General features: G+C 69.6%; 21 protein-coding genes. 6 read left to right on the top strand and 15 right to left on the bottom strand.

Annotated elements, in window-relative coordinates; genetic code table 11:
- Window positions 1-5: 5 nt before the first annotated feature.
- The 4 genes from scpB to ACX80J_RS10485 form a co-directional block, all read right to left on the bottom strand.
- Window positions 6-647 carry an SMC-Scp complex subunit ScpB gene (gene scpB / locus ACX80J_RS10470; protein ID WP_459347707.1) on the bottom strand — a complete coding sequence of 214 codons (642 nt, stop codon included), beginning with the start codon at window positions 645-647 and terminating at the stop codon, window positions 6-8.
- Window positions 640-1,644 (bottom strand): segregation and condensation protein A, encoded by a 1,005-nt coding sequence (locus ACX80J_RS10475; protein ID WP_459347708.1) that lies wholly within the window; start codon window positions 1,642-1,644, stop codon window positions 640-642. The genes scpB and ACX80J_RS10475 overlap by 8 nt, the downstream gene beginning before the upstream one ends.
- A 35-nt stretch (window positions 1,645-1,679) precedes the next feature.
- Window positions 1,680-2,567, bottom strand: coding sequence for a ParA family protein (locus tag ACX80J_RS10480; protein ID WP_459314308.1), 888 nt, complete (start codon window positions 2,565-2,567; stop codon window positions 1,680-1,682).
- Between the two features lie 396 nt (window positions 2,568-2,963).
- Complete coding sequence (locus ACX80J_RS10485; RefSeq protein WP_459347740.1) at window positions 2,964-4,370, bottom strand: cation:dicarboxylate symporter family transporter; 1,407 nt, start codon at window positions 4,368-4,370, stop codon at window positions 2,964-2,966.
- Between the two features lie 229 nt (window positions 4,371-4,599).
- Between ACX80J_RS10485 and ACX80J_RS10490 the strand changes: the two genes are divergently transcribed.
- Complete coding sequence (locus ACX80J_RS10490; protein ID WP_459347709.1) at window positions 4,600-6,342, top strand: sensor histidine kinase; 1,743 nt, start codon at window positions 4,600-4,602, stop codon at window positions 6,340-6,342.
- Window positions 6,339-7,061: a response regulator gene (locus ACX80J_RS10495; RefSeq protein ID WP_459347710.1), complete on the top strand. Its 723-nt coding sequence runs from the start codon at window positions 6,339-6,341 to the stop codon at window positions 7,059-7,061. The genes ACX80J_RS10490 and ACX80J_RS10495 overlap by 4 nt, the downstream gene beginning before the upstream one ends.
- A gap of 81 nt (window positions 7,062-7,142) precedes the next feature.
- Here the strand turns inward: ACX80J_RS10495 and ACX80J_RS10500 are convergent, their stop codons facing one another.
- Window positions 7,143-9,101 (bottom strand): AMP-binding protein, encoded by a 1,959-nt coding sequence (locus ACX80J_RS10500; RefSeq protein WP_459347711.1) that lies wholly within the window; start codon window positions 9,099-9,101, stop codon window positions 7,143-7,145.
- Window positions 9,102-9,289: 188 nt separating this feature from the next.
- Between ACX80J_RS10500 and ACX80J_RS10505 the strand changes: the two genes are divergently transcribed.
- Genes ACX80J_RS10505 through ACX80J_RS10520 form a run of 4 tightly spaced genes read left to right on the top strand, consistent with a single transcriptional unit; the run spans window position 9,290 to window position 13,603 of the window.
- Window positions 9,290-9,961: a GntR family transcriptional regulator gene (locus ACX80J_RS10505; RefSeq protein WP_459347712.1), complete on the top strand. Its 672-nt coding sequence runs from the start codon at window positions 9,290-9,292 to the stop codon at window positions 9,959-9,961.
- Window positions 9,954-11,474, top strand: coding sequence for an MmgE/PrpD family protein (locus tag ACX80J_RS10510; protein WP_459347713.1), 1,521 nt, complete (start codon window positions 9,954-9,956; stop codon window positions 11,472-11,474). The genes ACX80J_RS10505 and ACX80J_RS10510 overlap by 8 nt, the downstream gene beginning before the upstream one ends.
- A 6-nt stretch (window positions 11,475-11,480) precedes the next feature.
- A complete protein-coding gene (gene prpB, locus ACX80J_RS10515; RefSeq protein ID WP_459346254.1) occupies window positions 11,481-12,404 on the top strand; it encodes a methylisocitrate lyase in 924 nt (307 codons plus the stop codon).
- A gap of 53 nt (window positions 12,405-12,457) precedes the next feature.
- Window positions 12,458-13,603: a bifunctional 2-methylcitrate synthase/citrate synthase gene (locus ACX80J_RS10520; RefSeq protein WP_459347714.1), complete on the top strand. Its 1,146-nt coding sequence runs from the start codon at window positions 12,458-12,460 to the stop codon at window positions 13,601-13,603.
- A gap of 13 nt (window positions 13,604-13,616) precedes the next feature.
- Here the strand turns inward: ACX80J_RS10520 and ACX80J_RS10525 are convergent, their stop codons facing one another.
- From ACX80J_RS10525 to ACX80J_RS10570, 10 genes are all read right to left on the bottom strand, one after another.
- A complete protein-coding gene (locus tag ACX80J_RS10525; protein ID WP_459347715.1) occupies window positions 13,617-14,150 on the bottom strand; it encodes an 8-oxo-dGTP diphosphatase in 534 nt (177 codons plus the stop codon).
- Window positions 14,151-14,160: 10 nt separating this feature from the next.
- Window positions 14,161-15,054, bottom strand: a complete 894-nt coding sequence (xerD, locus tag ACX80J_RS10530; RefSeq protein ID WP_459347741.1) for a site-specific tyrosine recombinase XerD — start codon at window positions 15,052-15,054, stop codon at window positions 14,161-14,163.
- 71 nt (window positions 15,055-15,125) lie between these two features.
- Window positions 15,126-15,812, bottom strand: coding sequence for an NUDIX domain-containing protein (locus tag ACX80J_RS10535; protein WP_459347716.1), 687 nt, complete (start codon window positions 15,810-15,812; stop codon window positions 15,126-15,128).
- 2 nt (window positions 15,813-15,814) lie between these two features.
- Window positions 15,815-17,515 (bottom strand): CTP synthase, encoded by a 1,701-nt coding sequence (locus tag ACX80J_RS10540; protein ID WP_301228551.1) that lies wholly within the window; start codon window positions 17,513-17,515, stop codon window positions 15,815-15,817.
- Complete coding sequence (gene recN, locus ACX80J_RS10545; RefSeq protein ID WP_459347717.1) at window positions 17,512-19,239, bottom strand: DNA repair protein RecN; 1,728 nt, start codon at window positions 19,237-19,239, stop codon at window positions 17,512-17,514. Before recN ends, ACX80J_RS10540 begins: the two co-directional genes overlap by 4 nt.
- Window positions 19,236-20,159, bottom strand: coding sequence for an NAD kinase (locus ACX80J_RS10550; RefSeq protein ID WP_459346259.1), 924 nt, complete (start codon window positions 20,157-20,159; stop codon window positions 19,236-19,238). Before ACX80J_RS10550 ends, recN begins: the two co-directional genes overlap by 4 nt.
- Window positions 20,152-21,003 (bottom strand): TlyA family RNA methyltransferase, encoded by an 852-nt coding sequence (locus ACX80J_RS10555; protein ID WP_459347718.1) that lies wholly within the window; start codon window positions 21,001-21,003, stop codon window positions 20,152-20,154. The genes ACX80J_RS10550 and ACX80J_RS10555 overlap by 8 nt, the downstream gene beginning before the upstream one ends.
- Complete coding sequence (locus tag ACX80J_RS10560) at window positions 20,990-21,202, bottom strand: hypothetical protein (RefSeq protein WP_459347719.1); 213 nt, start codon at window positions 21,200-21,202, stop codon at window positions 20,990-20,992. Before ACX80J_RS10560 ends, ACX80J_RS10555 begins: the two co-directional genes overlap by 14 nt.
- A 42-nt stretch (window positions 21,203-21,244) precedes the next feature.
- A complete protein-coding gene (locus ACX80J_RS10565; RefSeq protein WP_459347720.1) occupies window positions 21,245-22,234 on the bottom strand; it encodes an HAD-IIA family hydrolase in 990 nt (329 codons plus the stop codon).
- Window positions 22,227-23,729: a hypothetical protein gene (locus ACX80J_RS10570; protein WP_459347721.1), complete on the bottom strand. Its 1,503-nt coding sequence runs from the start codon at window positions 23,727-23,729 to the stop codon at window positions 22,227-22,229. The genes ACX80J_RS10565 and ACX80J_RS10570 overlap by 8 nt, the downstream gene beginning before the upstream one ends.
- Window positions 23,730-25,056: the final 1,327 nt, after the last annotated feature.

The raw sequence follows: 25,056 nt of genomic DNA on the forward strand, positions 1-25,056 counted from the left end.
CGTGCTCAGTACGTCGTCTCGTCATACTCCCCAAGGCTCTCGAGGCCCGGCAGGTGGGGAGCGATCCGGGGCAATTCGTCGACGCTGCCCAGCCCCAATCTTTCCAGAAAGAAGGTGGTGGTCCCATAAAGGACCGCGCCGGTCTCCGGATCGGTCTCCATCTCGACAACCAGCCCGCGCTGGAGCAGGGTGCGGACCACGGAATCGACGTTGACGCCCCGAATTGCAGAAACCCGGGCACGGGACACGGGTTGGCGGTACGCGATGACCGCCAGAGTCTCGAGTGCTGCTTGTGAAAGCCGGGCAGATTGGCCATCGAGCACGAAGTCGGCAACAACGGAGGCGAAGTGCTTCCGGGAGAAGATGCGCCACCCGCCGGCGATGTTCCTGAGTTCGAAACCGCGCGGCACGAATGATTCGGTGCTTCGGGGGCCTGACCCAGTATAGCCGTCGTACTCCCGCTGCAGGTCCACCAGCACCGCGTGCACCTGCGCCGTCGGCCGATCGAGCACGGCTGCGACCTGCTCGTCCGTCACAGGGCGGTCCGCCACCATGAGGATCGCCTCCACTGCCCCGCGGAGCCCGCCCGGGAGGTCCTCGACGGAGACGCCGTGTCCGTCGGGCGCGCTCTCGTCGGATTCATGCATCGTGCTCTCCTTTCCTGTCTGCCTGGTCCTGGTCCTGGTCCTCGAAGTCGCTCGCCAGCAGTTCGGCCGTCCATCGCTCGTCCTCCGCGCTCCACCGCACCACCAGCTCGGCCAGCGGCGCGGCCTGGTCGAAGGAGACGACTCCGTCCCTGAACAGCTCGAGGAGGGCCAGGAACCGCACCACGAGGACCAGCCGCGACTCGGCGTCCGCGGTCAGCTGCCGGAAGGACAGCGGTCCGCGCGACCGCAGCAGGTCCTGCAGCACGACCGCCTGGTCGCGCACACTCACGGGCGGGGAGTGCAGGTGCTCGATGCTGACCTCGGCCGGCCGCTCCTGCCGCGGCGTGAGCACTTTCGCGGCGAGTGCCGCGAATTCCTCGGGCGAATGCTTCCAGATGAGTTCGGGCAGGAGCCGGGTGAACTCGGCCTCGAGGGGTACGCTCCGCGAGTGCCGCGCCTCCTCCTCCTCGAGCCGCCCCGCAAGGTGCCGGGCCATCTCCTTGAAGGCCTTGTACTGCAGGAGGCGGGCGAAGAGCAGGTCGCGCGCCTCGAGGAGCGCAATGTCCTCCTCGTCCTCCACGGCGCCGGCGGGGAGGAGCCGGGCGGCCTTCAGGTCGAGGAGGGTGGCGGCGACGACGAGGAACTCACTCGCCTCGTCGAGCTTCCACTCCCCCTCCGCAGCCTGGATGCGGCGGATGTGGGCGATGAACTCGTCGGTCACCTGGGCCAGGGCGATCTCGGTGATGTCGAGTTCGCGCCGCGAGATGAGGTTCAGCAGCAGGTCGAAGGGACCGCTGAAGTTGGTCAGCTGCACCTCGAAGACCGGCGGGCGGGCGGGCACCTGCGCCGCGGCTGCAGTGTCTACGGCACCACCGCCGGCACGCCGGCCGGTGTGACGGCCGGTGTGACCGCCGCCGCCGGATCGTGGGTCCCCGCGCAGGGCGGCCCCCGCCGTCGTCGCCTCTCCGTCCGCGCGCGCGGACGTTGTGCCCGCCATCTAGCGGAACCGGGCGGACCCGGGATCGACGGGCACTAGGGCGCTCCGCCCCTACTGATGAGCTCCTTCGCAAGCCTGCGGTAGGCATCCGCACCCGAGTGGTTGGCTGCGTAGGACGTGATCGGTTCGGCGGCCACTGTCGCGTCCGCGAACTTGATGGTGCGCTTGATGACCGTCTCGAAGACCTTGTCACCGAAGGCCTCGACGAGGCGCGCGATGACCTCGCGGCTGTGCAGCGTCCGCGCGTCGTACATGGTCGCGAGCACGCCGTCGATCTGGAGACGCGGGTTCAGGCGGTCCTGCACCTTCTCGATGGTCTCGACCAGCAGGGCCACGGCGCGCAGGGCGAAGAACTCGCAGATCAGCGGGATGATCACGCCGTGGGCCGCCGTGAGGGCGTTGACCGTGAGCAGTCCGAGGGACGGCTGGCAGTCGATGAGGATGACGTCGTAGTCGTCGGACACCTTGCGCAGGGCCCGGTCGAGGACCTGCTCGCGTGCCACCTCGTTGACGAGCTGCACCTCGGCCGCCGACAGGTCGATGTTGGCGGGCAGCAGGTCGATGTTGTCGATCGCGGTGTGCTGGATGGCGTCCTGGATGGAGACCTTCCGGTCCATGAGCACGTTGTACACGGTCACGTCGAGCTCGTGCGGGTTGGTGCCGAGGCCGGCCGAGAGGGCGCCCTGCGGGTCGAAGTCGACGAGCAGCACCTTGCGTCCCGCTTCGGCGAGCGCGGCGCCCAGGTTGATGGTGGACGTCGTCTTGCCGACGCCGCCCTTCTGGTTGACCATCGCGATGACCCTCGCCGGGCCGTGCGAGTCGAGGACCCGTGGCTCAGGGAATTCCGTCACAGGGCGACCGGTCGGGCCGAATCCCGCGTCCGCTGCGCTGGGCAGAGTTGTGGAACCCTGTTCACTACTCACGTATTTCTCCACGCTTCCATCAGAATCGGTGCAGGCCGGTCGATCATCGTTCCCGAGCGGCATTTCTATAGTCCACGGTACAACGCCTACGGCAGCGCCCGGGGAGACGAGTGCTCTTCCGTTACGAGCCTTGAGCCTCAACCTGAGGTCGAACGTTCCCCGGCAACGCCGTCCGCAGGGGCTCCTCGGCCGGCCCGCGGCCTGCTCGAGGACCCGTCCACCGGCCTGTTCACCGGCCTCCCCATCGACCTCCCCACCTGCCTGTCGGCCTGCGTGGCCGCGTGGCTGCTTACCTTCCCGGACACGACGACGGCGATGGCCCGGTCGTGTTCCGGGCCATCGCCGTTCTGTCTGCCGAGTCCTCGGCTCGCGCCGCCGCCTGGGCGGGCGCAGGGTCTAGTGAGCGCTGGTTCCCCGGACCGCCGCGTCGGTCCGAACGGCAGCACCTTCCTCGACGTCGACGTCGTCGCCGTTCTCGAAGCGGTGGTCGGTGCTCATCGTGGTCTCGTCGAAGGGCAGGCGTCCCTCGAGGACCTCGTCGACACGGCCGCGGTCGATCTCCCGCGTCCAGGTGCCGATGAGGACGGTGGCGACGGCGTTGCCGGTGAAGTTCGTCAGCGCACGCGCCTCGGACATGAACCGATCGATGCCGACGATCAGGCCGACGCCGTCCACCAGATCGGGGCGGTGCGACTGCAGGCCGCCGGCAAGAGTTGCGAGGCCGGCACCGGTGACGCCCGCTGCGCCCTTGGACGCGATGATCATGAAGACCAGCAGGGAGATCTGCTCACCGAGGGCCAGCGGCTTGCCCAGTGCCTCGGCGACGAAGAGCGAGGCCATCGTCAGGTAGATGGCGGTGCCGTCGAGGTTGAACGAATAGCCGGTGGGTACGGTCACGCCGACCACGGGCTTGGAGATCCCGAGGTGCTCCATCTTCGCGATGAGGCGGGGCAGTGCCGCCTCGGAGGAGGAGGTGCTGAAGATCAGCAGGTACTCGCGGCCCAGGTACTTCATCAGCTTGAAGATGCTGACGCCGGTGACGAGCTTCAGCAGGCCGCCCAGGATGACCACGATGAACAGGATGCAGGTGATGTAGAACGCGACCATGAGGGTGGCCATGCTGATGATCGCCTGCACCCCGGTTTCGCCCACGACGGCGGCGATGGCACCGAAGGCACCGATCGGCGCGAGCCACATGATCATGACGAGGATGCGGAAGACGAGCGCCTGGATATGCCCGATGCCCCGGAGAACCGGCTTGCCGGCCGAGCCCATCTTCTGCAGCGCGAAGCCGACGAGGAGTGCCACGAACAGTGTCTGCAGGATGCTGGGGCCGGTCAGCGCCGACAGGAGTGTCGTCGGGATGATGCTGAGCAGGAAGCCGACGGTGCCCTCGGGCGCACCCTCGGGGGCTGCGGGCAGCTCGTAGGTCGACGATGAGATGTCGAGGCCCTCGCCCGGCTGGATGAGGTTGCCGACGACGAGGCCGATCGCGAGCGCGAAGGTCGACATGATCATGAAGTAGCCGAGCGCGAGGCCGCCCACCTTGCCGACGGTCGCCGCCTTTGCGATGGAGCCGACGCCCAGCACGATGGTGCAGAAGATGATCGGGGCGATCATCATCTTGATGAGGTTGATGAAGCCCGTGCCGAGCGGCTTCAGCGACTTGGCGAATTCGGGGGCCATGAGGCCGAGGATCGCACCGAGCACCACGGCGGCGATGACCGCGATGTAGAGGAAGTGGGTCTTGTCGACCCGCTTGCGGGGTTGTTCGGGTCCGCTGTCGGACCGCGATGGCGCCATAGCCATGATGTTCTCCCTTGGTGTCGGCCGCCCGGTGGCGCCGGCGGCGAAGGTCGTTCTTCGTCCGCGGGGGTCTCTCCAGGAAGCGTACTGTTGAGTGTTTCCCCCTCATCATGGCACCGGGAGTGACCGGGGTCACCATTGAGTTCATACTGGTCGTGGCCCGGCGAATCCGGCGCGATTGCCGCCGGCCGAGGCCCGCAGAAACCGGAAGGAGCAGGATCACCGCGTGAGTCGATGGAGCCTCGCCCGGCAGTTCTTCCTGGCCCAACTCGTCTTCATCCTCGTCCTCTCGGCGTCCCTCTCGGTGATCCTCTACGCGGATGCGGCGGAGGGCGTGAACGACGCCGCGGCGGAGCGCATGGTCGCCGTCTCCACCACCATCGCCCTCGACCCGGCCGTGCTCGACGCCGTGAAGGGACCCGACCCGTCCGCCACGCTCCAGCCGTACGCCGTCGACATCATGAACCGGCTGGGGGTGGACTTCATCACGATCATGGCTCCGGATCGGACGCGCTTCACGCACCGCAACCCTGAGCAGATCGGCAAGCCCTACATCGGGTCGGTGTCCGACGCCCTGGCAGGCCGTACGCACACCGAGACGTACGCAGGGACCCTCGGCCCGTCGATCCGCTCCATCGTCCCCGTGGTCGACGACGCCGGGACGGTGCAAGCGATGGTCGCCGCGGGGATCACCGTGGACCGCGCCGCCATCGCGCGCAACGCGCAGCTCCCACTGGTCGCCGTCATCGCGCTCGGCGCGCTCGTCCTCGGTGCCCTCGCCTCGTTCCTGCTCAGCCGGCGCCTGCGCGACGCCACCCTCGGCATGGGCCCCGCCGAGCTCTCGCGCACCTTCGTGTTCTACGACTCGGTCCTCCACTCCGTCCGCGAGGGCCTCCTCCTCATCGACGCGTCGGGGCGCCTGGTCCTCTACAACGACCAGGCGGCGCGGCTCCTCGGCCTCGACGGGACGCAGGAGCCCGTGCCGGCGTCGCACCTCGCGGTCCCGCCGTCGCTGCGCGAGCTCCTCATGTCGGGACGCCGGGCCCACGACGAAGTGCACCTGACCGGTGACCGGGTACTGGTGGTCAACCAGGAGCCTGCTGTCCCTCCCACCGCTGCCGGGCGCGGCGCCCATGTCCCGGCGGCCCTCGGCACCGTCACCACCCTGCGTGACCACACCGAGATCCAGGCCCTGACCGGACAGGTGGAGACCATGCGCACCCTGACGGACGCCCTGCGCTCGCAGACCCACGAACACGCCAACCGCCTGCACACCATCGTCTCGCTGGTGGAACTCGGCAGGAGCGCGGATGCGGTCGACTTCGCGACGAGGGACCTGCAGCAGTCGCAGCGGCTCACCGACGAGGTGGTCGAGGCCATCGACGAGCCCTTTCTCGCGGCCCTCCTGGTGGGCAAGGCCGCCCAGGCCAACGAGCGCGGCATCGAACTGACCTCGGACATCGCTCCGGACGCGCAGGCAGGCTCCTTGAACCCCGTGGACCTGGTGACGATCATCGGCAACCTCCTGGACAACGCGTTCGACGAGGCCGTCGCCTCCGAGGACCCTCGCGTGCTCCTCACCGTGCACCGGGTGACCGACGGGGACGGGACACCGGAGCTCGCGATCGTCGTGGAGGACAGCGGCAACGGCCTGCCCGAGTCCGAGAAGGCAAAAGTCTTCGATTTCGGTTACAGCACGAAGGCATCGCCCGACGCGAAGGGCGCCGGGCGCGGCATCGGCCTCGCCCTCGTCCACCAGGCGGTCCAGCGTTTCGCCGGTTCGCTCGACGTGGCGGACAGCGACGAGGGCGGAGCCCGTTTCACCGTCCGCCTCCCCTACCCGGCCACACCGGCGGGCAGCCCGGCAGGCAGCCCGGCAGGCAGTTCAGCGCAGGATCCGGACGGCATTCCGCGAGCGGCAGGAGAACGGGACGTCCCGCTCCGCGCCGACACCGGCGGCGGGGCATGAGCGCGATCCGGGTCCTCGTGGTGGAGGACGATCCCGTCGCTGCGGACGCGCACGCCGAATACGTGCGGCGGCTCGAGGGCTTCGAACTCGCGGGTGTCGCCCGGAGCGGTGCCGAACTCGCGGTCTTCCTTCACCCGGCCGGCGAGGGGACGGGCCAGGCGGAACCCGCCGTCGACCTCATGCTGCTGGACATGAACCTGCCGGACGCGCACGGCCTGGACATCATCCGCCGGGTGCGGGGGCTCGGCCTGCCGCTGGACATCATCGCGATCACCGCGGTGCGTGACCTGCACGTGGTGCGCTCGGCGATCTCGTCCGGCATCGTCCAGTACCTCATCAAGCCCTTCACCTACTCCGCCTTCCGGGAGAAGCTCGAGGCCTACCGGGAGTTCCGCCAGAACCTGGTGGACCAGGCATCCGCCACCACGCAGGCGGAGGTGGACCAGGCCTTCGCCTCCCTCCGGCCCGTCACGGTGTCCACGCTTCCCAAGGGCCTCTCGGCCGAGACCCTGCGGGCGGTCTCGCGCCTGCTGAAGGGACTCCGCGAGCCCACGTCGGCCATCGAGGTGTCGGAGGCGCTGTCCATGTCCAGGGTCACCGCGCGGCGTTACCTGGAGTACCTCGCGGACCAGCAGTCCGTCCTCCGGACCCCCCGCTACGGCACGCGGGGACGCCCCGAGTTCGAGTACAGCTGGGCGCGGACCGGCACGGAGGGATGACGGGCCGCCTCCCGGGGGGGGGGGGGGCACCAGCTGGATCGAGCCCGGAACGGTCACCGCAGGAGCATCACCGCAGGAGCATCACTCCGGCGGTGGTCGCAGCAGTGGCTCGAGCGCCGCGAGGACAGCCGGGTCCTCGATGGTCGACGGCACCACGTAGGACTCGCCCGCCGCCATCTGCCGCATGGTCTTGCGGAGGATCTTGCCGGACCTGGTCTTGGGCAGCGCCTCGACCACGACTGCCGACCTGAAGTCCGCGACCGGGCCGATCGCCGCGCGGACCATGGCCACGAGGTCGGCCTGCAGCGTTCCCGGATCGACCGACGCACCCGATTTGAGGACCACGTACCCGCTGGCCCGCTGTCCCTTGAGCGGGTCCTGCAGGCCGAGGACGGCGCATTCGGCGACGGCGGGGTGCTGTGCGATCACCTGCTCGATGGCCCCCGTCGAGAGCCTGTGGCCTGCGACATTGATGACGTCGTCGGTGCGTCCCATGACGAAGACGTAGCCGTCGGAGTCCACGTAGCCTGAGTCACCGCTCGTGTAGTACCCCTCGAACGAGCTCAGGTAGGAGTCCCGGTACCGGGCCTCACTCCCCCACAGCGTGGTCAGGGTACCCGGTGGAAGCGGAAGCCGGAGGGCGATGCTCCCCTCCGTCCCGGCCGGGACCGGGGACCCCTGGTGATCGAGCACGACGACGTCGAATCCGGGAGACGGCAGCGACGGCGAACCGGCCCGCAGCGGTACGCCGCCGAGTCCGCGGGGGTTCGCGCAGATCGGCCAGCCGGTCTCGGTCTGCCACCAGTTGTCGACGACGGGCACGCCGAGGACGTCCCCGATCCACCCGGACGTTCCCGTGTCCAGCCGCTCGCCCGCCGAGAACAGCGTGGTCAGTGAGGACAGGTCGTGGGACCGGAGCGCCGTGCCCTCGGGATCCGCCCGCCGGATGGCGCGCAGTGCGGTCGGCGCGGTGAACAGCACCTTGACGGAGTGCTGTTCGATGAGCCTGCCGAAGACCCCGGCGTCGGGCGTACCGACCGGCTTGCCCTCGTACAGGACCGTCGTGGCGCCCGCCAGCAGCGGCCCGTAGACGATGTAGGAGTGGCCGACCACCCAGCCGACGTCGGACGCCGTGAGCATCACGTCGCCCGGTCCGATGCCGAAGATCCCCTGCATCGACCATGTGAGGGCGACGGCGTGTCCTCCGTTGTCGCGCACCACCCCCTTGGGAGCGCCCGTCGTGCCCGAGGTGTAGAGGATGTAGAGCGGATCGGTGGCCGCGACCTCGACCGGTGGGACAGCGGAGGCCGTGGCCACCGCGTCGTCCCAGTCGAGCCAGGAGGTCCCCGGCTCCTGGTAGTCCCGGATGCCGTGCGCGAAGCCCTCGCGTGCCTTAGCGACGACGGGTGTGCCGGCGCTCTCCGCGAGCGCGAGCGCCGCGTGGACCGCCGACAGGTACTCGACGCGCCGGCCGGGCTCCAGCCCTCCCGACGCCGTGAGGATGGCCGAGGGCCGTGCGTCCCGGATGCGGGCGGCCAGCTCGGCCGGGGCGAACCCGCCGAAGACCACGGAGTGGACTGCGCCGAGCCGGGCCGCGGCCAGCATGGCCACGACGGCCTCGGGGATCATCGGCAGGTAGATGAGGACGCGGTCCCCCTTCCCTACGCCGAGCCCTGCCAGCACACCGGCGAAGACGGCGACCTCGTCCAGGAGCTCGGCGTAGGTGTAGGTCCTGGTGACACCGAGCATCGCCGAGTCGTAGACCAGTGCGGCCTGGCCGCCCCGGCCTGCGTCGACATGCCGGTCGAGGGCGTTGTAGCTGGTGTTCAGGAACGCGTCGGGAAACCACCGGTAGGAGGGGGCGGAGGAGGCGTCGAGGACCGTCGCCGGAGGCGTCCTCCAGTCGACCGCTCCGGCTGCCTCGCGCCAGAAGGCCTCGGGGTCGGCCAGGCTCGCAGCGTGCAGCCGGCGGTACCGGTCCAGCCCCGAATTCGCCTGGTCCACGTCACCGTGGTGGACGTCGTGTCCTTCAGCCGCCATGATCGCCCTTCGTCGCGCGTGGAGGAACAGTACCACGGGCACTCCCACCAGTCCGAGGATCTGTATACAGAACTGGCAGGTCTGTTCGGCCTGCTCTGCTTTCTGTTGCTCATTCCTCCTGCTGTGTATACATTGGGCCTATTCCGCGCCCTAATGCGGAGATGTCGGGAGGAACGGAGGCAACGAGGATGCGGGCCAGCGATCGCGCCTATTCCCTCCTGCGGTCCGACATCGTCGAATGGCGCTTGGCCCCAGGTGACCTGCTGGCGGAGGTCGAACAGTCCGCCCGGCTCGGCGTCTCGAGAACGCCCCTGCGGGAGGCACTCTCCCGGCTCGTCGCCGAAGGGCTCGCCGCCCCCGCCGGCCGCGGCGTCGTCGTCTCCGCCATCTCCCTCGATGCCGTGACGGACCTGTTCGAGGTCCGGCTGCCCCTCGAATGCGCAGCCGTCCGGCTCGCCGCCCAGCGGGGAGACCCTGCCCTCTTCACCGCGCTCGCGGAGGAGTTCGCCGCCGCCGGAAGGCTCATCGAGGATGACGACGGCGGGCAGGACGCCTACTACGGCCTCGTCGCACGGCTGGACCGGGAGATCGACGACGCGGCGCGGAACGCCTACCTGCTGCAGGCCCAGAAACCGATCCGCACGCACCTCGCCCGCGTGCGCAGGCTGGCACGGGACAATCCCCGCCGGCTCCTGGCCTCGGCACGCGAGCACGAGCAGATCGCCCTCGCCCTGGGTGCGGGCAACGCCGAACTCGCCGAAGCCTCCATGCGCGTGCACCTCCACAACAGCCTGCAGCACCTCCGCTCCCCGCGTTCCGGGGACCACGACACACACCACCGAGAGGAACACCATGGTTGAACTCCATCCCGTCCGCGTCCACCGCAGCGAGGAGAACCTCCCCCGCACCGGTCAGCTCGCCTGGAAGATCGCCGAGGTCGCCGCCGACCCCGTCGAGGTTCCCGCCGAGGTGACCGACATGGTGATCAACCGCATCATCGACAACGCCTCCGTCGCCCTCGCGTCCCTGAACCGGGCCCCGGTGATCGCCGCTCGCGCGCAGGCGACCAGTCACCCGGTCTCCGCGCACGGCACCGGTGCCGCCGTCTTCGGCGTCGGTTCCCCCGTCTCCGCGGAATGGGCGGCCTGGGCCAACGGTGTCGCCGTGCGCGAGCTCGACTACCACGACACGTTCCTCGCCGCGGACTACTCCCATCCCGGCGACAACATCCCCCCGATCCTCGCCGCCGCGCAGCACACGGGCGCCTCGGGCCGGGACCTGGTCCGCGCCATCGCCACGGGCTACGAGATCCAGGTCGACCTCGTGAAGGCGATCTGCCTGCACGAACACAAGATCGATCACGTCGCCCACCTCGGGCCGTCCGCAGCCGCCGGTATCGGCACCCTCCTCGGACTCGACCCCGACGTCATCTTCCACGCCGTCGGCCAGGCGCTGCACACGACGACGGCGACCCGCCAGTCACGCAAGGGCGAGATCTCGACGTGGAAGGCCCACGCCCCGGCGTTCGCAGGAAAGATGGCCGTCGAGGCGATCGACCGGGCGATGCGCGGGCAGACCTCCCCCACGCCCATCTACGAGGGCGAGGACGGCGTGATCGCCTGGCTGCTGGACGGCCCCGAGGCGAACTACGAGGTGCCCCTTCCGGCGTCGGGCGAGCCGAAGCGCGCCATCCTCGACACGTACACGAAGGAGCACTCCGCCGAGTACCAGGCACAGGCCTGGATCGACCTCGCGCGGCGCCTGCACGGCACCCACCCGGAGGCCATCGATCCGGACAACGTCGTATCCGTCGTCATCTCCACCTCGCACCACACCCACTACGTCATCGGCTCCGGCGCGAACGATCCGCAGAAGTACGATCCGGCGGCCTCACGTGAGACTCTCGACCACTCGATCCCCTACATCTTCACGGTGGCCCTGCAGGACGGCCGCTGGCACCACGAGGACTCCTACGCCCCCGCACGAGCCGCCAGGCCCGACACCGTAGCACTGTGGCGGAAGGTCACCACCGTGGAGGACCCCGAGTGGACGCGCCGCTACCACTCCCTCGACATCGCCGAGAAGGCCTTCGGGGGCAGCGTGGAGATCACGCTGACGGACGGCACCGTGATCACGGACGAGATCGCGGTGGCGGACGCCCATCCCCTGGGAGCCCGGCCCTTCGCGCGGGCGGACTACATCGCCAAGCTGCGGATGCTCGCCGAGGGCATTGTCGAGGACACGGAACTGGACCGTTTCCTGGCCGCCGTCGAGCAGTTGCCCGACCTCCCGGCAGGCTCGCTGGGACAGCTGAACATCCTCGCCCGGCCCGGGTACATCGATGCGGCCGCCGCGCCGCAGGGACTCCTGTAGGCCGCCGTGCTGTACTCGACCGTGACCCCCGAGCAGAAGCGCCGTGCACTGCGGGACGGGCTGGCGTCCGGACGCCTCCAGCAGTTCCCCGGAGCCTTCAACCCCCTGTCCGCCCGGCTCATCGGGGACAAGGGATTCGACGGCGTCTACATCTCCGGTGCCGTCATCGCCGCCGACCTGGGGCTGCCGGACATCGGCCTCACCACCCTCACCGAGGTCGCGCACCGTGCCGGGCAGATCGCCCGCATGACGGACCTGCCGTGCATCGTCGACGCCGACACGGGGTTCGGCGAGCCGATGAACGTGGCCCGCAGCGTGCAGGAACTCGAGAACGCCGGGCTCGCCGGCTGCCACATCGAGGACCAGTTCAATCCGAAGCGGTGCGGGCACCTCGACGGCAAGAACGTCGTCGACCTCGAGACCGCCGTGAAGCGGATCCGCGCAGCGGCGGATGCCCGCCGTGATCCGAACTTCCTCATCATGGCCCGCACCGACATCCGTGGCACCGACACCCTCGAGGCCGCGCAGGAGCGCTCCCGTGCCCTCGTGGAGGCAGGGGCGGACGCCATCTTCCCCGAGGCCATGCGGACCCTGGACGAGTTCCGGGCCATCCGCGCCGCCGTCGACGTACCGGTCCTGGCCAACATGACGGAGTTCGGCAAGAGCGACCTCTTCACCGTCGACCAGCTGCAGGAGGCGGGCGTGACGATGGTGATCTACCCGGTCACCCTGTTGCGCAGTGCGATGGGCGCCGCCGAGCGTACGCTGGACTCGATCAGGACGCACGGGACGCAGGAGCCTGCCGTGGAGTCCATGCAGACGCGCAGCCGCCTCTACGAGCTGGTGGACTACGAGGGATACAACCGCTTCGACTCCTCGGTGTTCAACTTCGAGGTGCCGGACGGTCGCTCCGGCCGGAGCGACCGTTGACCGCGCCGGCAGGCACACCGGATTCCGCAGGATCATCCCCAGGAGGAGCAGCCGTGACAGAACCAGAGATCCACAAGGGGCTCGCAGGGGTCGTGGTGGACTACACCGCGATCTCGAAGGTCAACCCCGAGACGAATTCCCTGCTGTACCGGGGGTACCCCGTGCAGGAGCTGGCCGGGCACCGCGACTTCGAGGACGTCGCCTACCTGCTGTGGAACGGGGAGCTGCCGGACGCCTCCGAGCGCCGCCAGTTCGACGCCTTCGAGCGGGCGCACCGCACGTTGCCCGGGCACGTGGTCGCGGCGATCGACCTGCTGCCCCTGTCGGCGCACCCCATGGACGTGGCCAGGACCGCCGTGTCCGTCCTGGGGGCGAGCCACCCCCTCGCAGGGGACGACTCGGTCGAGGCGAACCAAGAGAAAGCCGCGGCGCTGTTCGCCGTCTTCCCCGCCGTCGTCGCCTATGACCAGCGCCGTCGGCGCGGCCAGGCCCTCGTGGAGCCCCGCGACGACCTCGGCTACTCGGCCAACTTCCTGTGGATGACCTTCGGGGAGGAAGCCCCGGCAAAGGTCGTCCACGCATTCGACGTCTCCATGGTCCTGTACGCCGAGCACTCGTTCAACGCGTCCACCTTCACGGCGAGGGTCATCACCTCGACGCTCTCCGACCTGCACTCGGCCGTCACGGGCGCCATCGGCGCCCTCAAGGGTGCGCTGCACGGCGGCGCCAACGAGGCTGTCATGCACACCTTCGAGGAGATCGGCATCCGGGAGGACGAGACCGCCGAGGAGGCCGCCGTCCGCGCGAAGGCGTGGATGGAGGACGCCCTGGCGTCGAAGAAGAAGGTCATGGGGTTCGGGCACCGCGTCTACAAGAAGGGCGACTCCCGGGTCCCGACCATGAAGGCGGCACTCGACGCGATGATCGGGTACTACGGGCGCAGCGAGATCCTCGGGCTGTACTCCGGACTGGAGACGGCCATGGACGAGGCCAAGGGCATCAAGCCCAACCTCGACTACCCTGCCGGCCCCACCTACCACCTGATGGGCTTCGACACGGAGATGTTCACGCCGCTCTTCATCGCAGCGCGCATCACCGGGTGGACGGCGCACATCATGGAGCAGGCGGCGTCGAACTCGCTCATCCGCCCCCTGAGCCTCTACAACGGCCCGGACGAGCGGCACCTGGGCGGCAGCTGAGGACCCGCACCGCTCAGTCCACGACGGCGCTGGCCACGCCCTCGTTGTCCGGGTCCATCACGATGCGCGCGTCGATACGGCGCCCGTCGAGCAGTGCCGGTATCCAGTAGGGCGCGTCCTGCCACATACCGGTCCAGGGGATGTCGTCGACGGCGTACCAGAGCGGTTCGATCTCCTCGCTCGCCACGGGAGGGGTGGTGCCGGCGTCCGCGGTGAAGAGGAACGCCGCCATGTTCCAGGCCGGCTGCGCGGGGAAGGACCACGTGATGCGGCCGGCGTCGCGCAGCTCGCCTCGCGCCAGCTCGATGCCGCTCTCCTCGGCGACCTCACGGACGGCGGCCTCGACGGCGGACTCCCGCCCGTCGATCTTCCCGCCGAGCGCCACGACCCTGCCGGTGCCGAATCCGGTGCGCTTGAGTCCGAGCAGGACCTCCCTCCTGCCGGCGTGCCACCGGAAGAGGAAGCACAGGACCACGCAGCGATACGCGACGCCGTCGACGGTCAGCCACTCGCCGGGAGGCTCCGGTTGCGCGGACGCCTGCGGCACAGGCCCGGTCTCAGGCACGGGCCCGGGGGTGGGCCGCGGCATAGACCTCGCGCAGGGTGTCGGCCGTGACCAGCGTGTAGACCTGGGTGGTCGTGACCGACGCATGCCCGAGGAGTTCCTGCACCACCCGCACGTCCGCCCCGCCTTCGAGCAGGTGGGTGGCGAAGGAGTGCCGGAGCGTGTGGGGTGACACCTCGCGCGTCACCCCGGCCCGCTCCGTGGCCGTCTTGAGGATGCTCCAGGCACTCTGGCGGCTCAGGCGGCCCCCGCGCATATTGAGGAAGAGGGCCGGGCTGCCCTTGCCCTTCGCGGCGAGGGCCGGACGGCCCTGCACGAGGTACGCGTCGACGGCCCGGGCGGCGAAGGACCCGACCGGCACGAGCCGCTCCTTCGACCCCTTGCCCGTGAGCCGCACGACGGCGGGGCCCTCGAGTGCGTCGCTGACGGAGACGTCGTCGACATCGAGGCCGACGGCCTCACTGATCCTCGCCCCGGTGGAGTACAGGAATTCGAGCAGCGCCCGGTCGCGCTGCCCGGACGGCGTCCCGATGTCCACGGCCTCCAGGATCCGCACCACCTCGGCGACAGGGATTGCCTTCGGCAGGCGCTGGCCGGTCATCGGAGGATGGACGTCACGAGCAGGATCGCCGTCGGTCACGCCTTCCAGCGCCCAGAAACGGTGGAGGCCCCGGACGGCCACAATGGTGCGTGCAGCGGAGCGCGGACTCAGGCGTGAGAACCCGTCCTCCCCCGACACGACGGCCTGCGCGAAGGCCGACACGTCGTGCCGAGAGATCCGGGCGGCATCATCCGCACCGCGGGACACCAGGAAGGACTCGTAGCGCCGGAGGTCGCGCCGGTACGCGGCGAGCGTGTTGGCCGACAGCCCGCGTTCCACCGACATGTGCTGCAGGTAGTCCCGGATGAGGGCTGCTATCGGTCCGTCGTCCCCAGCCGCGGGATCCGGCACGGTCGTCAGCTCTCCAGCACGGCGCCACGCGGCCAGGTCGCATGCTGGCTCGGGTGCTCGGGCCAGGGGGTCGTCGCGGGGCGGAGCTCGCGGAAGCCGGTCTCGCGTGCCACGCGTGCTGCGAGGATCGCGGCGACGGCGGACGGGCTGTGGATGCGGCCTTCCAGCACGGCGTCCACCGCGGCGTCGAGGTCCACCCACAAGAGCTCGATCTCGGCTTCCTCGTGCGTGCGCGTGTGCCGGTCGGCCTCCGGGACGTCCCCGATCCCCCGCGCCAGGTACACGCGCAGGGCCTCCGAGGAAGAGCCGGGCGACAGGAACATGTCCACGAGCACGTCCCACTGCCGCGCCGTGAGATCGGCCTCCTCCGCGAGTTCGCGTGCGGCGGCATCGACGAAGTCCTCGCCCTCCTCGTCGAGCAGGCCGGCGGGGATCTCCCAGAGCGCCATCCGCACCGGGTGCCGGTACTGGCGCAGGAGGAGCACCTGTCCTTCGTCGTTCAGGACCAGCACGGCGACGGCCCCCGGGTGCCGGATGAAGTCGCGCGTGATGGCCTCGCCGCCCTCCGCGAGGGTGAACTCCTCGCTGACGACGTCCCACACCCGCCCCTCGTAGACCGTGGTGGTCCCGAGGAGGCGGCGCGGGCTCTGCTCGTCGCTGAACGTGGCGTCGGCGCTGCCGGCCGGCTGCACCGTCAGGCCTTCGCGCCGCGGAGTTCGAGTGCCGCCTTGACCAGGCCCGCGAACAGCGGGTGCGGCCGTGTGGGGCGCGAGCTCAGCTCGGGGTGGGCCTGCGTCGAGACGTAGTAGGGGTGCACATCCTTCGGCAGCTCCGCGAACTCCACGAGATTGCCGTCCGTCGTCGTCCCGGAGAACACGAGGCCTGCGTCAGCGATCTGCTCGCGGTACTCGTTGTTCACCTCGTAGCGGTGGCGGTGGCGCTCGAAGACCGTGGTCTTGCCGTAGGTACCGGCCACGACCGAGCCTTCCTGGAGCTTCGCCTCCCAGCGGCCGAGGCGCATGGTGCCGCCCATGTCCCCCTCACCCGCCACGATGTGGAGCTGCTCCGCCATGGTCGCGATGACGGGGTACTGGGTGTCGGGCTCGAACTCGCTCGAGGAGGCACCCTCGAGTCCGACGACGTTCCGGGCGTACTCGATGACCATGCACTGCAGCCCGAGGCAGAGCCCGAGGGTCGGGATCTTGTTCTCGCGGGCGTAGGTCAGCGCGCCGAGCTTCCCCTCGAGGCCGCGGATACCGAACCCGCCCGGGATGCAGACGGCGTCGACGCCAGCGAGGGCCTTCTTCGCGCCCTCGGGGGTCTGGCACTCGTCCGAGGGTACCCACTTGATGGTGACCTTCGCCTTGTTCGCGAAGCCACCCGCCCGCAGGGCCTCGGTCACCGACAGGTAGGCGTCGGGCAGGTCGATGTACTTGCCGACCAATGCTACCTCCACCTGGTGCTTCGGGTTGTGGACCGCTTCGAGGAGCTTGTTCCACTTGGTCCAGTTGACGTCCTTGAACTTCAGGTCGAGTGCCTGGACGATGTACGCGTCGAGGCCCTGGGCATGCAGGGTCTTCGGGATGTCGTAGATGCTGGGCGCGTCCGCGGCGTTCACCACGGCGTCGAGGTCGACGTCGCACATGCGGCCGATCTTCTCGCGCATCGCTGCGGGAACCTCGCGGTCGGAGCGGATCACGATGGCGTCCGGCTGGATGCCGATGGACCGCAGCATGGCGACGGAGTGCTGGGTGGGCTTGGTCTTGAGTTCCTGCGAGGGGCCGATGTACGGGACCAGCGAGACGTGCAGGAAGAAGACGTTGTTCCGGCCCACGTCCTGGCGGACCTGGCGTGCCGCTTCGAGGAAGGGCTGCGACTCGATGTCGCCGACCGTTCCGCCGATCTCCGTGATGATGACGTCCGGGGTCTTCTTCCCCGGTACCGCGTCGGCCGGCAGGCGCATGCGGCGCTTGATCTCGTCCGTGATGTGCGGGATGACCTGGACGGTGTCGCCGAGGTACTCGCCGCGGCGTTCCTTCGCGATGACGGTCGAGTAGACCTGGCCCGTCGTGACGTTCGCCGACCCGTCGAGGTTCTCGTCGAGGAACCTCTCGTAGTGTCCGATGTCGAGGTCGGTCTCGGCGCCGTCGTCCGTGACGAACACCTCGCCGTGCTGGAAGGGGTTCATCGTGCCGGGATCGACATTGAGGTAGGGATCAAGCTTCTGCATCGTCACGGAGAGGCCGCGCGCCCTCAGGAGGTGACCCAGGCTGGATGCCGTCAGTCCCTTGCCGAGTGAGGAGGCCACGCCGCCAGTCACGAAGATGTGCTTGGTCGTTGCGGATTTCAGGAACCGGGAGTTTATTTGCTGCGCCACGGAATTCAAGCCTATCACCGAGCGAAGGTACGGGCCGCATCGGCGAGGAGTTCCTCCGCATGTGCGCGTGCCGACGCGGAGTCCTCCTGGCCGGCGAGCATCCTCGCCAGCTCCCGCACGCGCTCCTCCTCGGGCAGCACCTCGACATCGCTGGCGGTGACGCCGCCGCCATCGCCGTCCCGGGAGACGTTCTTCGTGACCCGGATGTGCCGTGCCGCGAAGGCCGCGACCTGGGGCAGGTGCGTCACCACGATGACCTGGACGTGCTCCGCGAGCATGGCGAGCCGCCTGCCGATCTCCACGGCGGCCTTGCCTCCCACACCTGCGTCGACCTCGTCGAAGACGAAGGTGGGCACGGGGTCGACGGCCGCGAGGACGACTTCGATGGCGAGCATCACGCGGGAGAGCTCTCCACCGGACGCTCCCTTGCCGAGGGCACGCGGCGCCGAGCCGGGATGCGGCTGGAGGGTGAAGGCGATGTCGTCGGCGCCATGGGCCGTCAGGGATTCCGCCGGGGTGACGTCGATCAGCAGCTGGGCGTCCGGCATCGCGAGGGCAGTAAGTTCGTCACTGACTTTCGCAGCGAGGCTCTCGGCTGCGGCGCGGCGCAGGGCGGACAGACCGTCCGCGAGTTCGTGCACCTGGCGGTCGAGGTCCGCGATGACGTCGTCGAGCTCCTCCACACGGGAGGAGTCGCTGCTGAGTTCGAGCAGGCGCTTGATGGCATCCTCCTGCCAGGCCAGCACCTCGTCGATCGTGGGAGCGTACTTCCGCACGAGGACGGAGAGCGCCGCACGCCGCGATTCGACTTCCTCGAGCCTGCCCGCGCCCTCGCTGTCGAGTGCGGTGCCGTACCCCGCCAGTTCGGCGGAGATGTCGGCCAGGAGGTAGCCGACCTCGGCGAGCCGTTCGGCCAGCGCGCCCAGGTCGGCGTCGTGCTCGGCGACGGCCTCGAGCTGCCGTTTCGCCTCGTCGACCAGCGACACGGCGTCGGCACTGGCTCCGATGTCCTCGGAGACGAGCGCCTGGTGGGCCACGAGGGCGGCTGTGCGCAGTTCCTCGAGGTTGCCGAGCCGCATCGACTCCGCCTTCAGCGCCACGTCCTCCCCTGGCTGCGGATCGAGATCCCCGATCTCGGTCAGCGCGGCTTCGAGTCCCTCCGCCTCACGCAGCCGTTCACGGGCTTCGCTGCGCAGACGGTCCCGCTCGGCGAGGGCGTCGCGCCACTGGCGGAACGCATCGCCATAGGTCCGGAGGGCTTCCTCGACGGGCTTGCCGCCGAACTTGTCGAGTGCCTGCCGCTGCGCCGGGGCGCCTTTCAGCCGCAACTGGTCCGACTGGCCGTGCACGACGACGAGTTCGTCCCCCAGCTCGGCCAGGACACCGACGGGCGCGGCCCGGCCGCCGACGTAGGCGCGGCTTCGTCCCTCGCTCGTCACGGTCCGCGCGAGGATCAGTTCGGCGACGCCGTCGTACTCCTCGAGCACGGCCCCCGCCTCCACGGCCCGGATGGCAGCCGGACTGTTGGGGTCCAACCGGAGGACGGCCTCCGCCGACGCGGACTTCGCGTTCAGGCGGACGGCGCCGGCGTCGGAGCGCGCACCGCGCAGGAGCCCGAGCGCCGTGATGACCATGGTCTTGCCCGCGCCCGTCTCACCGGTCACGACGGTCAGGCCGGGGCCGAGGGTGAGAGTGGCGTCGGTGATCACACCGAGGTCGCGGATGCGCATCTCCTCGATCATCGCGGCCCGTCCTGGTGTTTCACGGGGCCGCGCCAGCCCTGGATCGGCAGCTCGAACTTGCGGACGAGGCGTTCCGAGAACGGTGTCTGGTGCGTGCGGGCGAGGCGCACCGGGTGCTCGGAGCGCCGGACTTCGACCCGGGCTCCGGGCGGGAGGTCGATGCTCCGTCGTCCGTCGCACCAGAGCACTCCCGCGGCTTCGGTGCGGGTCAGGAGTTCGACGGCGAGCACCGACGTGGGTGCCACCACCAGTGGCTTCGCGAACAGCGCGTGGGCGCTGATCGGGACCATGAGCAGCGCCTCCACCTCCGGCCACACGATGGGGCCGCTGGCGGAAAAGGCATAGGCGGTGGAACCGGTCGGCGTGGCAAGGACGACGCCGTCGCAGCCGAAGGAGCTCACGGGACGCCCGTCCACCTCCATGACCACCTCGATCATGCGCTCACGGTTCGCCTTCTCGATGGCCGCTTCGTTGAGGGCCCAGCTCTGGCCGAGCAGGGTGTCGCCCTGCCAGACGAGGACCTCGATGGTGGTCCGCTCCTCCACGGTGTAGCTGCGGTCGGCCACCCAGCCCACCGTCTCCTCGAGGTCGGCCCGCTCGCTCTCGGCAAGGAAACCGACGTGTCCGAGGTTGACGCCGAGCAGGGGGATCTCCGCCTCCCGCACGAGCTCCGCCGCACGGAGGATGGTGCCGTCACCACCGAGGACCATGACGAGTTCGACGTCGCCGAAGTCGACGCCGTCGCCCAGCGCTTCGGCAGGAGCGGCGAGGGCCCCGTACTCGCCCTGGAGGTCGGCGAGTTCCTCGGGACGCATGACCGGCTGGAGTCCGAGGTCGTGGAGGCGCGTGCATGCTTCCTGCGCCGCGACCATCGCGTTCCTTCGGCCGGTGTGCGCGAGCACCAGAATTCTTCTACTCATCAAGCTCCGTCTGATCGGTGGGGCGGGGCGGTGGCGGATGGAGGGCTCCCTGGGCGAGTGCCTGGTCCACCAACCGGTCCAGCTCCCCCTCGATCCTAGGCATCAATCCCCCGCTCGGCACCTTTATCCACACGAAGTACTCCAGGTTGCCGTCCTGGCCCGGCAATTCGCTCTGCGCGACCCCGGCGATCTCCAGTCCGCACTCGAGCGCGCTGCGCAGCACTCCTGCCACAGCACCACGTCGGGCCTCGGAGGACGTGACGACGCCGAGCCGGTTCAGCCCGCTGCGCCCGACCTCGAACTGGGGCTTCACCATGAGGACCAGCTCGCCGCCGGGGCAGGTGGCTCGAGCGAGCGCCGACATCACGAGCCGGAGCGAGATGAAGGACAGGTCCGCGACGGTCAGCTGCACCTGCCCCCCGATGTCGGCAGGGTCGAGGTGGCGGACGTTCATGCCCTCGAAGACCTGGACGCGCGGGTCGTCGCGTAACTGCTGCACGAGTTGGCCGTGCCCGACGTCGACCGCCGCCACTTCGCGCGCTCCCCGCCGCAGGAGGACGTCGGTGAACCCTCCGGTCGAGGCGCCTGCATCGAGGCATCGCTTGGCCACCGGATTCACGGAGGGAAAGGCCCGGAGGGCGCCGTCGAGCTTGGTACCGGCACGGCTGACGTACTCCTCGCCGCGCTCCTCGATGTCAAGGCGGTCGGCCGGGAGGATCGGAGCCGAGGCCTTCCTCGCCACGGCACCATCCCTCAGGACCCGGCCGGCCGCGATCAGCTGCGCCGCGTGGGAGCGGGACCGTGCGAGCCCGCGGGTCACGAGCTCCTGGTCAAGGCGCGCCATGTGCTCCCGCCTGGCGGAGTCGTTGTTCCGGGTTCAGCTCGCTGCTCAGCCGGGCATGGACGTCGAGGTACACGTCGGCGTGCTCCGGAACGGGAAGGTCGTCCAGCCCGTCGAGCACGGTCACGATCCGGTCGACCTGCGGGTCACCGGTCGGCGGACGCAGGCCGCCATCGTCCCCGCTACCCATGTCGTCGTCCATTGATCGCCCTTCCGTACCGAAGCTGTCGTTCCTGCCTCCAGCCTAACGACCCGGCGTGAATCGGATCTCCGGCAGAGCCGCCGGCGCCTCCTCGGGGTGGACCGCCCACCACGCCGCGCACGCGGCACGCCAGCTGTCGAGGTCGCCCTCGCGCCCGCTGATGGTCACCGTCGTCTCGGTCGCACGGGCCGCGGCCCCGCCGCAGCCGTACGAACCGTCGTCGTGCGTTACTTCCGGGTACTCCTCGTACAGCTCTGCGAGGGACTCGATCAGGTAGTCCGGACGCTCGTCGACCCGCGCCACCAGGGCCGTGCGGACCGAGTCCACGCCCGTGAGGACGAGTGCAGTGGCCATCCCCGCGCGGTTTCCGCCCAGGATGTCGGTGTCGAGGCGGTCCCCGACCACCAACGCACGGTCGACGCCGGAGTGACGGGCCGCTGTCTCGAAGAGGGCGGCCTCGGGCTTTCCCGCGACCGCCGGCGACTTCGCCGTGGCAGCGGCGACCGCCGCCACCAGGGAACCGTTCCCGGGCGCGATGCCCCGCTCCTGAGGAATGGACATGTCCGTGTTCGTGGCAACCCAGACCGCGCCCGCAGCCACGGCGTAGGCGGCCTCGGCGAGATCCTTCCACCCCACCCCGGGAGCGAATCCCTGGATGACGGCATTCGGCCGGTCGTCGGCCGACGCGACGACGACCAGGCCCTGCGCCCTGACGGCGTCAGCGAGGGTCTCGCTCCCGACGACGAGCACCGTCGACCCCGCGGCCACCATGCCCGCCAGCAGCTCCGCGCCCGCAAGGGCCGAACCGAAGACCTGCTCCGCGGTGGCCGGAGCCCCCAGTTCCCGGAGATGGGCTGCCACCTGCTCGGAGGAGCGGGACGCGTTGTTGGTCACGTACGCGAGGCTCTTGCCTTCCCCGGCGAGCTTCTCGAGGGCCTCAGTAGCCCCCGGGATGGCATGCGGCCCGGCGTAGACGACGCCGTCGAGGTCGGCGAGCACGCCGTCGTATCCGTCGATGAGGCGCTCAGTCATCGACGACGTCGTCCTGGCTCGCCTCGGCCTTGCCGGCCCGCTCGCGCGTATCGGCTTCGTCGCCCGCCTGTTCGCCTGTCCGTTCGCCTGTCTGCTCACCTGTGCCGGCGTTGCGCCCCGCTGGGCTCGATCCTGCTTCCGAGAACTCGACGGCCGGGCCCACCGAGGGCCGGCGTTCGTCCGCTGATCCTTCGTCGCCCGATGGCGCGATGTCCGCCGCACCTGACTCGTCCATGCTGAAGAGCATCTCGGTCTGGAGGGACTGGACAGGGTGGGCGGTCTCGCCGACCGGCACGGCATCGGCCGGTACTGCCTCGGCTTCGCCCCCGTTCCGCCCGGTTTCTTCGGTGTCATCCACCGGGTCGCTTGCTGCCTCGGGTTCTGCCCCCTCTGTGCTCAGCGGCAGACCCGGGCCTGCGTCTGCGTCCGCGTGCCCGTCCGCGTCCTCGTCAGCATCCTCGTCAGCATCCTCGTCAGCATCCTCGTCAGCATCCTCGTCAGCATCCTCGTCAGCATCCTCGTCAGCATCCTCGTCAGCATCCTCGTCAGCATCCTCGTCAGGGTCGGGCAGACCTTCAAACGTGTCGTCCGTAGCACCGTCCGGGGTTTCAGCATCGCCGGTATCCGTTGCTTCTCCATGCTGAGCAGGGATATCGCCATCCTGTGCGGGGGCATCGCCGGCAGGATCTGCGACCGGAGCCGCAGCGGCCCTGCCGAGCACGTCACCGACCTTGGGCACCGCCACGGGCGCAGGCTCGTCGTCCTCGCCGAGGTCCACGATGTCTGGTTCGAGATCGTCGTCGAGCCCGAGGGCTTTCTCTGCAACGCCTGCCTGACGACGCCACTTACCCGACTCGTCGGAGCGTCCGACAGCGTCGAGTGCATCCGCGTACGCGCGGAACAGCCGGGGGCTGAAGGAGAAGGCCCGGTGAAGGTCCAGCTGCGGGATCTCGAGTGCGGCGACTGCAGCGTCCAGTTGACCGAGATCGGCGCGTGCGCCGGAAACCACCATGGCGAGCTCGGCCTTGCCGGCAGCGTCGAGCGACTCCGCTTCCTCGCTCCGAGCAAGATCCAGCGCCCTGTCGGGACGCCCGAGGCCCCGCTCGCAATCGGCCATGACCGGCAGGTGGACGTTCGATCCGCTGATCCTCCGGAAGGTCCGGAATTCCCGGAGGGCTTCGCCGTAGTGGCCGGCAGCATAGGCCGTCAGGCCTACGGCTTCACGGACTGCAGCCAGGCGCCCACCGCGACGACTCGCTGCCAGGGCGTGCTGGAAGGCAAGTTCAGGCTCGAAGTCTATGAGCCGCCCCGCCATCACCAGGTGCTTCGCCACCCACTCGGCACTGCGTTCCTCGAGGTTGCGGACCTGAGCACGGGTCACCCGATCGAGTTCATCGCCCTTGACGTCCGCATCGATCTCGGGAGAACGCTCACGATCCGGCCTGTTGGCGCTACGGAGGTCACGCGCGTTGTGAGGGCGCGGCCCTGCGGACACTGCTTCCTCCGGCTGGGTCCCGCGGCGACGATCATCATCGCGACGCTCGCCGCTACCGCCCCGGTCCTGGCGATCCGCCGGGCGACGGAAGGAACTGGTCCGCTCGGGCGAACGGCGTTCGCTCCCCGGGCGTCCTTCCTCCGATGCTGAGCGCGACCGCCAGGGACGATCACGGCTTTCACCGGTGCGGCTGGTCGGGGCCCCCCGACCCGCAAAGCGGGACTGCTTGTCGCTGGAAGATCCTGATGCTGAACCACCACGAGAGGCTGTGCCACGTAGCTGCGCACCCCTGCCGCCCTCGGGCGCCCTGCTCGAACGCTCCGAAGACCGTTCTGAGGACCGTTCTGAGGACCGTTCAGCACCTGATCCTGTGCGTTCGTTGCGGCCCTCGCTGCGCCGCTGCCCGCCCCGGTCGTCCCGTCCGTACGCCGGGCGATCACGCTGACCACCCTGGTCATCTCGACCGTACGCCGGACGATCACGCTGACCACTCTGACCGTCCCGGCTGTAACCCGGGCGCTCACGCTGACCACTCTGACCGTCCCGGCTGTACGACCCGCCTGTGCGATCGCCGCCTCGTGGATCAGACTGGCCCTTCCATGCCGGACGTCCGCCCGTGGGCCGTCCGCCGCTACTCGTTCCGCGGAAACCGCCCTCCGAGCGGGGGGCGCGGCGTTCATCGTTGGACGTCGCGCGCTCTCCGCCCGCCCGGCCGCGCGTCGCATTGCCCGGCTCTGACTCGGTTCGTCCGGCCTCCCGGCGGTCACGGGAATGATCAGTGCTGGAACTACGGGGTGACGAGGACCGTGCACCCGCATTGCCGGCTTTCGAGCCCCACGAATGACGACGACCCGCCTGCTCGGATCCTCCCTGACGGCCGCCGGTGCCATCTCCCCCACTCCGGGACTCCCCGTCTCGTCCAGCGGTGTGCTCCTGCTCAGCCATGGCAGCGGGGTCCTCTCATCAGGTGCCGGCGCTTCTCTGCCGGCGGATCTCTATTTTGCTGTGGGTCCTACCTATCTATGGAACCACGAAGCGCCGCCGCCCACTTCATCGACCTCCGCGCTTGGCGTAGATGTGATGGAGCCCTCCGAGCCTTACCATTGTCGCGCCCTTGTAGGAGTCATCCGCCCTGCAAAGGCCCGCCTTCAGACGGGATACGCACCGGCCGGTCGCACGTGCCCTGGCTGGTGCCGGTGCTGGGTGCTGGTGGGTGTTAAGTGGGGAAGGCCCCGCACCTGGTGGTGCGGGGCCTTCCCGTTGAATGGTTGTCCGGCGGTGTCCTACTCTCCCACACTCTCTCGGGTGCAGTACCATCGGCGCTGTG

It is taken from the genome of Arthrobacter rhamnosi (assembly GCF_054510975.1).